Raw genomic sequence first — 13,957 nt, forward strand, 5'->3', positions numbered from 1 at the left:
GTTCAGATTAAATCTAGCTGATCGACGCTAAGATGTTGATTTTCAATGTTTGTGGGGCGTTGCCTGGGTGCTGCTGTGTTAGCAGGAATTGCCCGTGGTTTTTGGGTAGCGCGTGGTGGCGTAACATCGCGGGGCGTGATGTGAACATGATGAGCCGGTTTGATCCCGCGATCGAAGCGACCCATCTCCATTTCGCCGCAGCTCCAGCAGATGCGAGGGCAGGGCGCTTCGTCGTCCGGCTCGCGCGCGCCGCAAAGGCACGCGCGCTCAATCAATGACTATGTCTCTGAGATCGGTGTTCACGACGCGGCGGAAGTGCGAACGACGGCCCGCCTCTTCCCGCTCGATGCGATCGGCCAGGGCGATCAGCTCGTGCGCCTTGTCCTCGTAGCAGCTGGCGCGGATCAGTGCGTCATTCGCCCCCTGGCGTTCTGACGTGGCGTCGGCCATGGCGCGATCGGCGAGCGCGCGGATTTCTTCGGCGGGTGTCATGCTGGCGGCCTTTCGTGATGGAAGCGGAGTTCAGCATCCGGGCCCAGCACGGCGTGCATGGCACGGGCGATGTCGTTGGCGAAATTGTCGCGCTGGTAGTTCGAAGCGAAGGCGCTGATCGCCACGAGTGTGAGCTTGTCGCCCTGCACGTCGAGCCGGGACGGCGCGATCCACTGGTCATAAACCTGATCGCCGAGCAGCTTGCGGATGCCATCGCGGATCTTGCGGGCACCGGCGTTTTCGCGACTGGTGTCGTGGATACGCAGCGGTCCGGCTGGGGCGGTCGCTGGCGATTTGGGCGCTGTGACCTTCACGCCGGCCCTGGCATCGCGCAGCACACGGCCCGTGATCTCGTTGATCCGATTGTACCAGGCGCGGTTCCAGTCGCTTTTGCGAGATCCTGCTCGGCTCTCGCCAAGCCAGAAGCTGTGGAACGCCTCGGCCTCGGCCTCGTACGCACCGGCCGGCCATTGCGATGCCTTGGCCTTCGCAGACGGCGGCAGGTCAGCGATCGATGGAGGCGACCAATCCTCGGGAATGCGTGACCCCCGATTTCTCTTCGAACCAGTCCCTCCCGCCCCCTCGGGGGGGCTAGAGCCGTTAGGCTCTAAGGGGGAATCTGGTTTATATAATGGTTTGGGTGCACGTCGTGCGGGGGTGCATTTCGTGCGGGGGTGAAGCGTGTACATGACGCCGCGTCCGGGACGCTCGTCGCGCGTGACATGGCCGGCAGTTTCAAGACTGCGCAGGCAGTTCTGGACGGCGCGCTCGCTCAGCGACGTCTTCTTCATGATGCTGCGCTTGTCAGCGCGTCCCTTGATCGGGATCCACGTGACGCCGTCATCATTCGCGGAGTCCGCGAGGACGAGCAGCACATAGCGCTCGGTCGTTGAAAGATGGTCCATGTCGGCGCCCAGGACGACGTTCATCAGCCGGATGCTCATCAGACGTCCTTGATCGTCCAACCGCCGCCCTTGGCCGGGAAAGCGTATTGGAACAGGAGGGGATATTGATCGGCGGCGACGCGCATCTTTACGCGCGCGTCCTCCTGGACGACGGCCGCGCCGCCCTTGACGTCGATCATCGTCAGTACGCCGCCGGCTGGCAGCACGGCATAGTCGACGGTGAGGAAGGTGTTGTCCGCAAGGCGCAGCTTTACGCCCTCGAACCGATACCATGATATTTCACCAGCAAGCAGGAGCGGCCGGAGATATTCGTCCTCGAACCGCTGCTCGGTCTGGTTCTTCTCGCCCACCTTCATGCGGCCGAGCGCGAAGAGCCGATCCTTGCTGTTTTTGGCGGTAGGCTCTTTCTTCGGGGACAACCTGCCGTCGGCGATGAGGCGCGCCTCCAGACGGGAGCGCATAGTCTTGCGTGTCACGTCGCTGCACCCTCGCGTTTCTCGCGGGCGGCCTTGTTCTCGAACAGCACCTTCCCGTCGCCCGTTGAGAGCGTCATGGGCAGTGCATTTCCGTCGAGGGACTGCGCCGCTGCCACCATGGCCGCGCCCACGCGATCCTTGAGCGAGCCGGTATCCGCCTCTCCGCCAGGCGCCACGAGCACGTCACGTTTGCCGACATGATTGGGCGGCCCGACGACGCCGCGCTTCTCGAGATCCTCGATCAGCTTGGCGGCACGGTTGTATCCGATGCGCATCTGGCGCTGGAGCCAGGACGCGGACGCGTTCTGATGATCGACCACGAGATTGAGCGCGGTCATGAACATCTCGTCAGCGCTGGCGCTGGGCGAGGGGGCAGGTGTGGACGGATCGGGTCGGCCGTCATGGCCGTCGAACATGGTGGGCGCGCTGTCGTCGCGGAAGCTGTCCATACCCAGCGCCGCCATATAGGTCTGGAGCACTGCCTCCATCTCGCGACGATCGTGCGGTTGCATCTTCCGCAGGCGGATGATCTGCCGCATCATCTTGGGGTCGTAACCGGTTGCCTTGGCTTCCAGATAGACGTCCTTGATGTCGTCGCCGATGCCCTTCTTCTCTTCCTCCAGCCGCTCGATACGCTCGATCAGGAGGCGCAGCTGGTCGGCTGCTATGTTGCCTTCGGACATTATGGGCTCCCGTTATCGGGCGCGATGCCGCAGCGCGCGAACTTGCTTCGCACTGACGCGGTAGGCGCTGTTGGAGACGCGGCGGGCGATATGCTCGTCGCACGGAAAGATAGGCAGCATCTGGCGCACTGCATCACGAGTGAAGGGGCAACGGATCATGCGTCCACTCCCGTCTTCACGGGCTTATGCACGACGAGATCGATCAGCGCCTTGAACTCTGTCGAGCATTCCTCGGCGTCTGGCTGCACCTTGCGAAAGGCCTCGGCGTGGTAATAGGAGAGCCAGGGTTGCAGCTGCAGCCCCCAGACCGGCTCGTTCGTCTTCTTCAGATGGCCTTCAACCACGGCGGTGACGCGGTGGATCGAGCCGTATGTCGGCCCGACCCCGCCGGTCCAGCCGCCATTCATGATGCACGCGGCGAGGTCGCCTACACGCCAATCCTCGTTGATCGGCGGCAATTGTCCTGTCGGGCGCTTCTTGCGCCTGAAGGGCCAGATCATGCGGCGTCCCTCCCGTCTTCTCGATATGCGTCGGTGATCCGCTCCACGGCGGTGCGGAAATGCTTTTCGTTCCACTCAATGCCGGTGAACTGTTTGCCCGCGCGCATCGCAGCGACGCCGGTCGAGCCGGTGCCCATGAACGGATCACAAATTGTCCGGCCGCCCACATTCTTCACGATCTTCGACATCACCGCGTCGGGCTTCACCGTGGGGTGGCTGTAGAGTTTCGAGGGCTGCGACCCGGCGCTGATCCAGCGATGCATGTCATGATGATCGCCGACAGGCGGGAACTCGCGGTTCCACGCGTGAATGTAGGGCTCGGTGTCAGCCAGATAATGCTTGTTCCGATGCGGCGAAGGGTTCGGCTTCGCCCAGAAATTGACGACGCAGCGATGGAAGCTGCCATTGAGATAGGGCAGCAGCTCGGGCAGTTGGTCGTTGTGGCAGAAGCTGACGACAGCGCCGCACATCAGTGGGTTGATGATCGTATGATCAAAGCCCTGGTCGAGCCCTTCCTCTACGATCTGGTCGCTGGCGCCGCGTGCTGCGCGGAACGCTCCGCCGCCCGAATTGTCGAACTCATATTGCGGGTCCATCACGAGCACGTCGAACCAGCCGAGTGTAGGCAGCAGCTGGTATGCGTCGGCCAGATAGAGTGTGGCGTCGCCGATATGGACAGTGGCGCGGGCGGTCATTGCGCCTCGCTCTCAGCCTTGAGAGCCTCGTCGTTGTGACGGTCGATGCGAAGCACCGTGAACAGACCGCCCACGCCAATGCCGATTGTGAAAGCGACAGCGCTACATGCCAGCGAAATGAAGAAGGTGCCCATTTCCACTCTCCCCGGAAGGACAAAAATAAAACGAAACGGCTTGGCAGGTGTCAGACCGAAGTGTTAGCTGGTGCAGCAATCAAGCGGCGGGCCAGTATTCCGCCCTGTTCTGAGGTTCTGCATGCGAGCTAACTCATCACGTTAGAGTTCTGAGATCGTCGTTTCCGGCGATCCCGCATGCTGCTTGTCAGTCAGATTAGCGCCCAATTTTAGCGCAAGGGCTTCCACGAGTGGCATCCTCCAGCGAGGTATCCTGCCACTGGTTTTCCAGCTTGATACCGTTGAAGGGGTTATCTCCAAGGCTCGGGCGACAGCACTGGTGCCGCCAAGCGCGTCTATGATGTCAGCTGCCTTCTGCATGCTGATATATTACGATAACCGTAATTCAAAACAAGAGATGATTACGATGTCCGTTATCGACCCCGGATTACGATTTCCGCAATGTGCCGTCATGTTGAGCCATGACGAGATTCTTGCCGAACTTAAGCTGCAGGTTGCAGAAAAGCGCTTCACGCAGAAGGCTCTGGCTGATCACTTAGGGATCGCGCCGCCCAGGATTGCTGAAATGCTGCAAGGGCAGCGCCGCATCCAGCCGCATGAATTGCCTAAGCTAGTCGACTGGCTTGGAATGCAAGAGGATCGCCCACCTGCGGCGCGCCCAATTCCACTTCTAGGTGAGGTGCCGGGAGGGAATTGGCGTGAAGCTGTCCGTCAATCGCGGCGCTCGATACCGTCCCCCGATCCAAGTATGCCCTCCAGTGCGTACGCCCTGAGGGTGGTGGGCGACTCCATGGATCTTCATGTCCCGGACGGAGCCATGATTATCGTCGATCCAGCCGACCTCGACTTGTGGCCGGGTCGATTTTACGTTGTGCAGAATGCGGACGGCGAGACGACATTTAAGCAATACCAGGAAAGCCCTGCTCGCTTAGTCCCATGCTCGAGTGATCCGTCTCATCGTGAAATGCCGATCAGCGGCGGAGATTTCCGCGTCGTTGGTCGCGTCATTTGGCGTGCATCGCGGATGTGATTAAGCGGCAGATCGTGCGTTGGCCTTAATTGCTGACTGAATATCGCCAGGAATGGTGGTGTAAAAGGTGCGGCTCCACTCACTGTACTCGCCGAGGCCTTCTTCAATCAAATCAGCACGCGCTTGATGGATGTTGCTACGCCATGGCCCAATGGGCCTGCCTAAGCACACTGCTCGATAAACGTAGGATCTCGACACAAACCCACCGAATCATTGTTCTTGATATGTTCTTATCCGTAACGGTTGTCGCGCTGTGACTGCAACCCTTCCCCATTTATAGTTGAGAATGGTCACCAGCTTGGGGAGGATTCTCGGGCAAATTTGCGGATCGTAAACGCGAAAATGAGAGAGATGGCGAGCCATCCGAGCCACTCGTTTCGGCGGTCCCGGTTTGTCGGGATGTATTCAATTCTAGGCCCCCCGCCATACCATCCCGTATCGTCGTTTATGGATTTGTAGAAGGCAGCACGCCTTCTTTTCGGCCATTCATTGCATTCCAGATACGAATGCTGAGATCGGCACTCCTCCCAAGATTGCTCAGCACGGTTCGCTGCATCGGCCCAACTGGCAGCGTCACGCCGTTCTTCAATACGCTCGTTGATCTCCGTGTCTTCCCCATGCTTCGCATAGTCGTACTGATAGTACGAAGCTGCCGCGACACAGGCTGCGATGGGCAGTATGGCGACGACCGTTGACGAACGCATAAGCTACTCCTTTAGCGCCACCCAGCATGCCTCACCGCCAGCCTTCAATAAATTACGAAAACCGTATTGACGTTTAATTACGATAACCGTAATCTCCTTCCCGTAACAACCGGGAGGGACGAATGTCGTCGCACACTGCATCTACCGCATTCTGCACCGCGCCTTCGCCCTTTGGGGCGCTGGCGTCGGTGCCCGTCCGTAACGCGACGGACACGGCCGCGCTCGACCGGCTTGATCATCTTTGGCAGCACGTCTTGTCGTTCGGCGACGTGTCGGACGCTGCAACCTTCTCGTCCTTCAGCACGGCCTACCGCCTGCTCGAGGCGCAGGCGCAGCGCTTCGGCATGCCCGAGGACTGCGACGACGCCGCTGACTGGGCGGAGCAGTTCCTCACGCGCGTCGCTGCCTCGCCGGCCTTCACGCCTGGCACGGCCGAGTATCGCGCCCGCCTGATCTCGCGCATCTGGCACAAGCAGCTGTGGCACGAAGTCGTGATGGTCGCGGCTGGCGTGATCTCGATCGGCCTGCTCTTCTTCGCCATCGCCCGGAGCTTCGCGTCGTGGGCGCTGTAAAGACCGCCCTTGCTGACCAGCCGACCGTCCTTGGCGGCGGGGCGGTGGCGACCTTGCTCGCTCGCGCGCTGGATCGCGTGATGAGTGTGACGATCGACGCGCAGACGGCGTCGGGCGAGGAATTGTCCATCGCGCAGGCCGGCGCCCGTGAGCAGGCGCTTGAGGCCCTGGAAGCGTGGAGCGCCAGCCGTGGTTGACCTCGCCGCCCTGCAGGCGCCGTTCGCGCCCAATGAGCATAGCTGGCGTGCGCAGCAGGTGTCCCGTGACGGCCGCCGCGCGATGGCGCTGTGCTATATCACGTCGCGCTCGGTGCAGAACCGGCTGGACGATGTGTGTGGCCCGGCCGGCTGGGAGAGCAGCTTTTCCGAGACGGCGGCAGGCCGTGTGATCGCGACCATTGCGATCGACATGGGCACGCGCTGGGTGTCGAAGAGCGACGGCGCGGGCGCGACGGCGATGGAAGGCGAGAAGGGCGGGCTTTCGGGCGCGTTCAAGCGTGCCGCCGTCATGTGGGGCATCGGTCGCTACCTCTATGAGCTGCCGGCTGTCTGGGCCGAGTGCGAGAGCTACGAGCGCAACGGCAAGCATGTGTGGAAGTGCTGGACCGGCGCAGGAATCGGCGAACTTGAGCGCGCGCTGCGCAACCTGTTCGATCGCATGAATAACCAGCCGACGGGAGAGCCCGTTCGGGTCGCAGGGCGGCGGGCGCAGGAATTGCTCCCGCCGCCCAATAACTCCGGCATCGGCCTGGCGCCGGCGTTCCGCCAGCCGCTCGTGGTCAAGGAACTGATCGAAGGCTTGCCGAAGGCGATGCTCGACGGACGGGCGGAGCAGTTCTGGACGAAGCACTGGCGCGACGTACCCGAGATGTGGCGCCCGTTCGTCATGGCCGAGCGCGATCGCCTCAAGCACGAGGCAGGGCTGTGATCGGCCGGCCGCGCGGCAAGGAGCTCGAGCCGCTCCCACGGAAAGGGCGTGACCATTGGGGTCAGGTCCATGTCGCCGCCGATCAGCGCAAGCCGCTGCCGCGCATCATCCCCCAGTCGCAGAGGAAGCGCTGATGTCATCCAATATTCACCTCGCGCGACCGGTCATGACCTTGATGCGCTGTGAGACGGTCAAGCCGATGGTGCTGGAGCGCCTGTCTTCGGGCGGGATCGAAGATGATGCGGGCGCTGCTGGTGTCGGCGTTGATGTGGTCGAAGGTGAGCCGATGCTGTTCGTGTCGCTCCACACCGGGGAGCGCGAGGCGCTGTTCGCCCGCTTCGACCTGGACGGCGCGCAGGCCTTTGTTGGCCTGCTGATCCGCACGCTTGGTGACTTTGCCCGCAACGGCGGTGGCGCGCCTGCGGAGCACATGAATTGACGAGCCCCCAAAGCCTCGGACGCCACGCTCCCGGCGTCACCTACCCCCCAATAGCTGGGCCGGCCGTCGAGGCCGGTCGGTCCAGCACCCTCGCTAGCAATAGGACGGCGGCATAATGGCGCAGGCATATCCCCTTGCATGGCCGATCGGCATCCCGCGCACCGACGCCGGCCGCCGCGGTGCATCGCAATTCAAGACGGCACTCGACCCGGCGCTCAAGAACGTGAGCAATTCGCTCCGTCGATTCGGCGAGGCTACCGGAAAGACGGTCAGCAACATCGTCATCTCGACTAACTACACGCTGGGCGATCGGAGCCCGCGTGATCCTGGCGTCGCAGTCTGGTTCCTGTGGGATGGTAGCGAGCGCTGCATCGCCGTCGATCGATATCCGAAGATAGAACACAACCTGCAGGCGATCCACCACGTGCTTGAGGCGCGAGTGGTCGAGGCCCGCCATGGCGGCCTGCAGATCGTGCGCCAGACCTTTACCGGGTTCGTCGCGCTGCCGTCGCCCGAGATGTTCGGGGACAAGACGCCTGGCCAGCTGCTCGGGCTCGATGTGCCTGGACGGATCTACACCCGCGACGAAATCGTCGCAGCCCACCGCGAGCTTGCGAAAGCGGCGCATCCCGACCGTGCGGGCGAGGGCGGGGACATGGCGGTGCTGAACGCCGCGCGTGACGCGATGTTGAAAGGATTGCCGCTATGACCTCTGCCATTGACCAGCATGTGCTGTCCGGCGTGATCGAGCTGGCCGGAGAGGCTCTGGATACGAAGGTGGGGCTCGGCTCGATCCGGCAGATCGATCGCGATGACCTGTCCGTGCTCATCGCGGCGGCACGCACCGTTCTCCTCGCTGCTCCAGGTCCTGATCTCGTCGAGCACGTCGCAGGCCTGATCGCTGACGAGACGGGCGGCGATTTCGAGGCGCCCGGCACCGAGGAGCGCGATGCAGCCGAGCGCGTCATTTCCTACTTCGCCGAGCGTTGGCACCCTATGGACCAGCCGCCGTGCGTGGATGAAGGGCGCGAACTGCGCGTCATCGCATGCTGGAAGAGCAATGACGGGTTGGCACGCGTCGCGTCTGGCGAGATCTACTATCTCAACCGCGTCCATCTCGATTGGGACGAGGAAGGTCGTAGGGCTGAGGTCTGCGCCGCCGATGGCACCAGTTCGGGCTGGTTCGAGCGCTATGAGGGCGCGGACGGCGACGTGACGTTTGAGCCTATATCGGATCAGTTCGTCACGCATCTGGCCTGGACTGACATGCCGATCATGCCGGTGGCGCGGCCGTGATCCGATTTATGATCCCGCACATCAGCGTTGGGCCTTGGGGCGGCGGTTCGCTCAGCGATCCTGAGGCCATCTCAAACGAGGTCGTGGGCTGGTCGATCGCGGTCGAGTGGTTGGGCCTGTTCTTCGAAATCTGCACTGGTCGGGTGAAAGGACGCCGCCGTGGCTGATCGCACCTCAATCGAATGGACGGACGCGAGCTGGACGCCGGTCAAGGGCTGCTCGCGCGCGTCGCACGGCTGCATCAACTGCTATGCCGAGATCATGGCCGCGCGCTTCTCGCAGCCGGGCATGTGGGGCGAGGGCCTAGCGCAGATCGTCACGACGCCGTCTGGCAAGGATCATCGTTGGACGGGTGTCACTCGGTTCGACGCGAACGAGCTCGCCCAGCCGCTGCGTTGGAAGAAGGCGCGTCGCATCTTCGTGTGCTCGACGTCCGACCTTTTCCACGAGAGCGTGCCTGACGAATGGATCGATCAGTGCTTCGCCATCATGGCCATGTGCCCACAGCACACGTTCCAGGTGCTGACGAAGCGTGCCGACCGTATGCGTCGTTACCTGTCGGCGCCGGACCAGGCACGCCGCGTGAGCGATATCGTCAACGCGTGGCCAGCCGCCGCTATCGGACATGGCAACGAGTTCACCGCCGATTTTCGATTGCTGGCCGGCGAACCGATGCCCAATGTGTGGCTTGGCATCTCCGCCGAGGATCAGAAGCACTATGACGAGCGCTGGTCTGTCTTGGCGCAGGTGCCGGCGGCCGTTCGCTGGGTCAGTGCCGAGCCGCTCCTCGGCCATCTCGACATCCTTGCCCACGCCGCCTTGCCCCATTGGGTCGTTGCCGGCGGCGAGAGCGGGCCGGGTGCCCGGCCGATGCATCCCGACTGGGCCCGTAGCCTGCGCGATCAGTGCGCAGCGGTCGGGATCGCCTTTCTGTTCAAGCAGTGGGGCGCGTGGGCTGCTGAGGGGCAGCGAACGGCAGAGCCTGTGCGCCTCAACCTGCATCGCCGTCGATGGTGCACCTTTGAGGATGGCGAGGACCGCTACGCACGCATGGCCGCTGCCATGCACCCCATCGGCAGGAAGAAGGCGGGACGCTTCCTCGACGGCGCGCTCCACGATGCAATGCCGGAGGCAGCGCATGTCAGATAATCTCACGCTGCAGCAATTGGGCCAACCAGACCTTGGCGGCCCAAACGTCATCACCGCGCGCTGCGGTAGCAACGCCTGCAGGCACGAGTGGATCGTCGCTCATCTCCCGACGCCGCTCGACAAGGCGGCGATGCTGATGGCGCGCGCCGCCTGCCCGAAATGCGCTCACGAGCGTCCGGAGCTGGCCCATGACTAAGCCCGTCATCCTCGTCGCCGGCCTCGGCCGCTGCGGATCGTCGCTTGTCATGCAGATGCTGAGCGCAGCCGACGTGCAGACGATAGGGACGTATCCAGCGTTCGAAGATCGCGTGACAGCGGAGTTGCCGGCGATCGACGCGCAGCGCGAGTTTTTCGCCCGCTGCCCTGGGCACGCCGTCAAACTGCTGAATCCGCATCTGCACCAGCCGCCGATCGGCTTGAGCTACCGCACGATATTTCTGACCCGGCATCCAGCCGAGCAGGCAAAGAGCATGCTCAAGCTGATCGGCGAGCGGAGCGACCGGAGGGCGCGGCGGGCGATGGAGCACAGCGTGCGACGCGACACTGGCCGCGCGCGCGAGGCCGTGATCCGTATCGGCGATGGCCGATTCTACAACATGCCCTTTGAGCATCTGATCCACGATCCCCTTGGCGCTGCCGAGGCCATTGCGAAATGGGTGTGGAACGGGCGCGACGAGCTGCTCGACATCGAGAAAATGGCGCGCTGCGTGCGGCGCCGGCCGGCCACCTGTCTTCCCTACATGCTTGAAATGGAGCTTCTGCCCCATGGCTGACCTGTTCGACCAGGCGGTGACCTTCGTTCGGTCGCCCAAGTATATCGAGATCACGCCGCGCCAGCTCGCCATCATGGGCGTCGCGATGAGCGAGCGCTACCCGCTCCGCGTGCGGGACATGGCGATGTCGCTTAACGTCTCTAAGCCCGTGGTATCGCGGGCACTCGACGTGTTGGAGGGGCACGGCTTCGTCGAGCGTCGCCGCGGCGAGGACGGGCGGGATCGGTTCATCGTCGTTACAGACGCGGGCGTTGCGTTTCGCCGCTCGATTGGCGGGCAAGCGTGATCCCCGACCGCGCCATAAGCGTCCGCGCGCCTTGGTGGACGGCTATCCTTCACCTAGGCAAGGATATCGAGAACCGGCCGCGCCACTGGCATTACCGGGGCCGCGTCTGGCTGCATGCCAGCTCCTGGTGGAGCACGAAGGAGGTGCAGGAAACTTGGTGGGACGAGGTTCGTCATTGCTACATGGCATCGCCAGCATGGGACCAGCCGCGCCCCGATATGGGCAGCTGGACCGAAATGAAGAACGGCTGCGGGGCGATCGTCGGCAGCATCGAACTTCTGGGTTCGGTCGAGCAGAGCAACAGCCCGTGGTTCTTCGGGCCGGTGGGCATCAAGCTTGCCCAACCGGTTGCGCTCAAGACGCCGGTGCCGTGCAAGGGTGCGCTGGGACTTTTCCGGGTGCCGGCCGACGTCATGGAGGTGCTGGCTCATGCAAAATGATCTGGCCCAGACCATCGCCGGCATCATCGACCCTCCCGCTTGGGCAGATCGCGCAGCGCTGCGTGCTGCCGGCCGTCGCGTGCTACGCGAATCGGAGCGTACGCGGAAAATGGACGAACAGCGGCGCGCGACGTCGCTCAAGAAGGCGAAGGCCATCCTCGAAGCGCTGGAAAGCCTTGGGCCGGATGGGTTCAAAGGCTCCTACAACGCATTGGAGGAGCGCGCGCTTCAAGCCGAGGTGCTGCTGAGCTCGATGATGAAAGGTGGGGAGATGCTCGCGCAAGCCCTAGGCGAGGCAGGCGAGACGTTCGGCTTCCTTCATGCGTCCATGTTCGGCGCTGAGAGCCACCTCCGTCAGCATGGCTGGATTAAGCCAGCCGTGTGCAATTGCCAGGCGCCGCCGACGCACATGTCCAATGACTGCCCAATCCACGGCCTCGACGACATGGAGCCGTTCTGATGCGTGACGGTGTCCGGGTGCGCCGCGACTGGATCGACGTGCGCCACGAGTATCTGCAGGCTGATGGTCGTTGGATGGCGGGCAGCTGTGCCAAGCCAGGCTGGTGCCGCGATTGCAACGCTGATGGCGAGGTGCCACCAGCCGAATTCATGTCGATCGCCTTCCGGGCTGGCCAGCTCCAGTTGCGGGCGGCCCGCACTATCGTTGCGGCGCACCTTCACATCCCGTTCAACCAGGCGGTTGATAACCGGCCGCTGGTGGCCACGCCCTTCCGCCGACTGTGGATTGCCTACCATCTCCAGATCATCCGTGGCGAGGAGGTCGACGACGAGGCCGCCCTTTCAGCCCAGACGATCGGGGACATGATCGCGCTCGTTCCGGAGCCAGCGAAGGAACCCTCATCATGAGCAAACGCAGCGTGGGCGGGCAGGCGCCATTCTGGCCGAGGATGCTCAAAAAGGCATCCGTATGTGCCTATCTGGAGCTGTCCGCCGCCGAGATCGAGCGCGAAATTGCGGGCGGGCGCCTTCCGCATCCTGTCGTCCTCGGCAATAGTCTCCACTGGAGCCGCGCCGAGATCGACGCCTATCTGGAGCGCCTGACCGGTGAAACTGATGCGCCGGATGACTGGCGCAAGGGAACGAAGCTATATGCCCAAGGGTAAGGCCATCCCCTACGTCAAACGGACGAAAGCCAAGGGACGATTCTACTACTATTTCGACACCGGACAGGTGAACGAAAAGGGCAAGCCTGTCTGGAAAAAGCTGCCTGCGCCAAGCGACCGCAATTTCGGCGGAACCTATGCCGCGTTGATGGGGCATCGCACGCGGCGGGCGAACGTGAAGGCGGAACTGACGCTGAAGGCGTTGATCGACCTTTACCAGGCAAGTGAGACCTTCAAGAAGAAGGCTGCCTCGACGAAGCGACTCTACGAGCTCTATCAGGGCGAACTTGTCGACAAGCTCGGCACTGCCCCGGCCCAGCGGCTTGAGCGCAAGGATATCGTCCTGCTGCTCGACAAGATGGCGGACCGGCCGGGGGCGGCGAACATGGTGCAGCGCGCGGGTGGCGCCGCCTATAGCTGGGCGCGTCGGCGCGGGCATGTGACGAACGATCCCTTCGCCGACATCGAGGAGATGGCAACGGGCGAGCACCAGCCGTGGCCCGACGAAGTGTTGGCGAAAGCGCTGGCGAGCGAGGACGGGTTTGTCCGCCTGTGCGTTCACCTGCTCTACTACACCGCGCAGCGTATCGGCGACGTCGCGGCGCTGACCTGGCGCGACATCGTTGGCGACACGATCTCGCTAACCCAGAAGAAGACGGGCAAGGCGCTGGAGATCCCGATCCACGCCGAACTGGCGAAGGAACTGTCGCGTCATGAGCGCAGCCTGTCCACGATCATTCCCGGCAAACCGACCGAAGGGAAGAACAACAAGATCCGGCTTGCCATCCAGGCGGTCTGCGCACCGGTGAAGGTGGTACCGCACGGCCTGCGCAAGAACGCGGTCAACTCGCTGCTGGAAGCAGGCTGCAGCACCGGCGAGACGGCGGCTATCAGCGGACAGTCGCTCCAGATGGTGGAATATTATGCGCGGCAGCGGTCGCAGAAAAAGCTGGGACAGGCGGCCATGCTCAAGTGGCAGCGGAAACGCAATTAGAACGGAAGCGAAACCTTCAAACTCCTTCAAACCCCCTATTTCTCACCCGAGGACTTGCCCATGTGGTTAACCAAACCGTAACCATGGCCCATGGATTCGCCGATCTTCCCGTCGCCCGCCCTTGACCGTCGCGCCTGGCCGATGGGGGGGCTGCTCGATTATTGGCAGGCCCCCGACGGCTGGCCGATCCGCCGCTATCGGCTGGGTGCTGGCACCCGTGGCCGGATGCTGATCCTCAACGGTCGTGGCGACATGATCGAGAAATATCTGGAGGTGATCCACCACTGGGCGCAGCGGGGCTGGGCGGTGACCAGCTTCGACTGGCGCGGGCAGGGCGG

General features: G+C 63.0%; 26 protein-coding genes and 1 pseudogene. 17 read left to right on the plus strand and 10 right to left on the minus strand.

What is annotated here, in order from left to right; genetic code table 11:
• Positions 1-267: 267 nt before the first annotated feature.
• From CG471_RS18370 to CG471_RS31840, 9 genes and pseudogenes are all read right to left on the minus strand, one after another.
• On the minus strand, positions 268-492 hold the full coding sequence (locus CG471_RS18370) for a hypothetical protein (protein ID WP_037510408.1): 225 nt from the start codon (positions 490-492) through the stop codon (positions 268-270).
• Positions 489-1,436, minus strand: a complete 948-nt coding sequence (locus CG471_RS30255) for a DnaA N-terminal domain-containing protein (protein WP_143560244.1) — start codon at positions 1,434-1,436, stop codon at positions 489-491. The genes CG471_RS18370 and CG471_RS30255 overlap by 4 nt, the downstream gene beginning before the upstream one ends.
• Positions 1,436-1,873: a hypothetical protein gene (locus tag CG471_RS18380; protein WP_218964268.1), complete on the minus strand. Its 438-nt coding sequence runs from the start codon at positions 1,871-1,873 to the stop codon at positions 1,436-1,438. Before CG471_RS18380 ends, CG471_RS30255 begins: the two co-directional genes overlap by 1 nt.
• Complete coding sequence (locus CG471_RS31835; protein ID WP_373562057.1) at positions 1,870-2,337, minus strand: DNA translocase FtsK; 468 nt, start codon at positions 2,335-2,337, stop codon at positions 1,870-1,872. The genes CG471_RS18380 and CG471_RS31835 overlap by 4 nt, the downstream gene beginning before the upstream one ends.
• Positions 2,317-2,556, minus strand: a pseudogene (locus CG471_RS31395) (DUF2312 domain-containing protein); the annotation flags it as partial. The gene CG471_RS31835 and the pseudogene CG471_RS31395, both read right to left, overlap by 21 nt.
• Positions 2,557-2,711: 155 nt before the next feature.
• Positions 2,712-3,056 (minus strand): hypothetical protein, encoded by a 345-nt coding sequence (locus tag CG471_RS18390; RefSeq protein ID WP_099232885.1) that lies wholly within the window; start codon positions 3,054-3,056, stop codon positions 2,712-2,714.
• Positions 3,053-3,751 carry a DNA methyltransferase gene (locus tag CG471_RS18395; RefSeq protein WP_099232886.1) on the minus strand — a complete coding sequence of 233 codons (699 nt, stop codon included), beginning with the start codon at positions 3,749-3,751 and terminating at the stop codon, positions 3,053-3,055. The genes CG471_RS18390 and CG471_RS18395 overlap by 4 nt, the downstream gene beginning before the upstream one ends.
• A complete protein-coding gene (locus CG471_RS30730; protein WP_155282081.1) occupies positions 3,748-3,885 on the minus strand; it encodes a hypothetical protein in 138 nt (45 codons plus the stop codon). The genes CG471_RS18395 and CG471_RS30730 overlap by 4 nt, the downstream gene beginning before the upstream one ends.
• Before the next feature lie 141 nt (positions 3,886-4,026).
• Positions 4,027-4,245, minus strand: a complete 219-nt coding sequence (locus tag CG471_RS31840; protein WP_080727052.1) for a Cro/CI family transcriptional regulator — start codon at positions 4,243-4,245, stop codon at positions 4,027-4,029.
• On the opposite strand from CG471_RS31840, the gene CG471_RS18405 reads away from it, so the two are divergent.
• Positions 4,223-4,915, plus strand: a complete 693-nt coding sequence (locus CG471_RS18405; RefSeq protein WP_080727053.1) for a LexA family transcriptional regulator — start codon at positions 4,223-4,225, stop codon at positions 4,913-4,915. The two genes, CG471_RS31840 and CG471_RS18405, sit on opposite strands and share 23 nt — an antisense overlap.
• A gap of 290 nt (positions 4,916-5,205) precedes the next feature.
• Here CG471_RS18405 and CG471_RS30260 read toward each other — a convergent pair whose 3' ends face one another.
• Positions 5,206-5,619, minus strand: a complete 414-nt coding sequence (locus tag CG471_RS30260; protein WP_143560245.1) for a hypothetical protein — start codon at positions 5,617-5,619, stop codon at positions 5,206-5,208.
• Between the two features lie 122 nt (positions 5,620-5,741).
• Between CG471_RS30260 and CG471_RS18410 the strand changes: the two genes are divergently transcribed.
• From CG471_RS18410 to CG471_RS18485, 16 genes are all read left to right on the plus strand, one after another.
• Positions 5,742-6,191, plus strand: a complete 450-nt coding sequence (locus tag CG471_RS18410) for a hypothetical protein (protein WP_037510421.1) — start codon at positions 5,742-5,744, stop codon at positions 6,189-6,191.
• The gene (locus CG471_RS18415; RefSeq protein ID WP_037510424.1) at positions 6,179-6,388 is read left to right on the plus strand and encodes a hypothetical protein; all 210 of its coding nucleotides are present in this window, start codon (positions 6,179-6,181) and stop codon (positions 6,386-6,388) included. The genes CG471_RS18410 and CG471_RS18415 overlap by 13 nt, the downstream gene beginning before the upstream one ends.
• Positions 6,381-7,118, plus strand: a complete 738-nt coding sequence (locus CG471_RS18420; protein WP_052076659.1) for a Rad52/Rad22 family DNA repair protein — start codon at positions 6,381-6,383, stop codon at positions 7,116-7,118. Before CG471_RS18415 ends, CG471_RS18420 begins: the two co-directional genes overlap by 8 nt.
• 133 nt (positions 7,119-7,251) lie before the next feature.
• Positions 7,252-7,557 carry a hypothetical protein gene (locus tag CG471_RS18425; RefSeq protein ID WP_099232888.1) on the plus strand — a complete coding sequence of 102 codons (306 nt, stop codon included), beginning with the start codon at positions 7,252-7,254 and terminating at the stop codon, positions 7,555-7,557.
• A gap of 115 nt (positions 7,558-7,672) precedes the next feature.
• On the plus strand, positions 7,673-8,266 hold the full coding sequence (locus tag CG471_RS18430) for a hypothetical protein (RefSeq protein ID WP_037510431.1): 594 nt from the start codon (positions 7,673-7,675) through the stop codon (positions 8,264-8,266).
• Entirely contained in the window at positions 8,263-8,853 is a 591-nt protein-coding gene (locus CG471_RS18435; RefSeq protein ID WP_037510434.1) for a hypothetical protein, read from the plus strand. Before CG471_RS18430 ends, CG471_RS18435 begins: the two co-directional genes overlap by 4 nt.
• Positions 8,854-9,012: 159 nt before the next feature.
• Positions 9,013-10,002, plus strand: a complete 990-nt coding sequence (locus CG471_RS18440; protein WP_037510436.1) for a DUF5131 family protein — start codon at positions 9,013-9,015, stop codon at positions 10,000-10,002.
• On the plus strand, positions 9,992-10,198 hold the full coding sequence (locus CG471_RS30265; RefSeq protein WP_143560246.1) for a hypothetical protein: 207 nt from the start codon (positions 9,992-9,994) through the stop codon (positions 10,196-10,198). Before CG471_RS18440 ends, CG471_RS30265 begins: the two co-directional genes overlap by 11 nt.
• Positions 10,191-10,775: a sulfotransferase gene (locus CG471_RS18450; protein WP_099232892.1), complete on the plus strand. Its 585-nt coding sequence runs from the start codon at positions 10,191-10,193 to the stop codon at positions 10,773-10,775. The genes CG471_RS30265 and CG471_RS18450 overlap by 8 nt, the downstream gene beginning before the upstream one ends.
• Positions 10,768-11,061, plus strand: a complete 294-nt coding sequence (locus tag CG471_RS18455) for a MarR family transcriptional regulator (protein ID WP_052076660.1) — start codon at positions 10,768-10,770, stop codon at positions 11,059-11,061. Before CG471_RS18450 ends, CG471_RS18455 begins: the two co-directional genes overlap by 8 nt.
• Entirely contained in the window at positions 11,058-11,501 is a 444-nt protein-coding gene (locus tag CG471_RS30270) for a hypothetical protein (RefSeq protein WP_143560247.1), read from the plus strand. The genes CG471_RS18455 and CG471_RS30270 overlap by 4 nt, the downstream gene beginning before the upstream one ends.
• A complete protein-coding gene (locus CG471_RS18465) occupies positions 11,491-11,961 on the plus strand; it encodes a hypothetical protein (protein WP_099232896.1) in 471 nt (156 codons plus the stop codon). Before CG471_RS30270 ends, CG471_RS18465 begins: the two co-directional genes overlap by 11 nt.
• Positions 11,961-12,368, plus strand: a complete 408-nt coding sequence (locus CG471_RS18470) for a hypothetical protein (RefSeq protein ID WP_099232898.1) — start codon at positions 11,961-11,963, stop codon at positions 12,366-12,368. Before CG471_RS18465 ends, CG471_RS18470 begins: the two co-directional genes overlap by 1 nt.
• The gene (locus CG471_RS18475) at positions 12,365-12,625 is read left to right on the plus strand and encodes an AlpA family transcriptional regulator (protein ID WP_037510448.1); all 261 of its coding nucleotides are present in this window, start codon (positions 12,365-12,367) and stop codon (positions 12,623-12,625) included. Before CG471_RS18470 ends, CG471_RS18475 begins: the two co-directional genes overlap by 4 nt.
• A complete protein-coding gene (locus tag CG471_RS18480; RefSeq protein WP_037510450.1) occupies positions 12,612-13,619 on the plus strand; it encodes a tyrosine-type recombinase/integrase in 1,008 nt (335 codons plus the stop codon). Before CG471_RS18475 ends, CG471_RS18480 begins: the two co-directional genes overlap by 14 nt.
• A 90-nt stretch (positions 13,620-13,709) precedes the next feature.
• Positions 13,710-13,957: alpha/beta hydrolase (locus tag CG471_RS18485; RefSeq protein WP_180275736.1), on the plus strand; the 248-nt coding region annotated here is incomplete at its 3' end.

The organism is Sphingobium sp. IP1, from assembly GCF_002708645.1.
Classification (GTDB): domain Bacteria; phylum Pseudomonadota; class Alphaproteobacteria; order Sphingomonadales; family Sphingomonadaceae; genus Sphingobium; species Sphingobium yanoikuyae.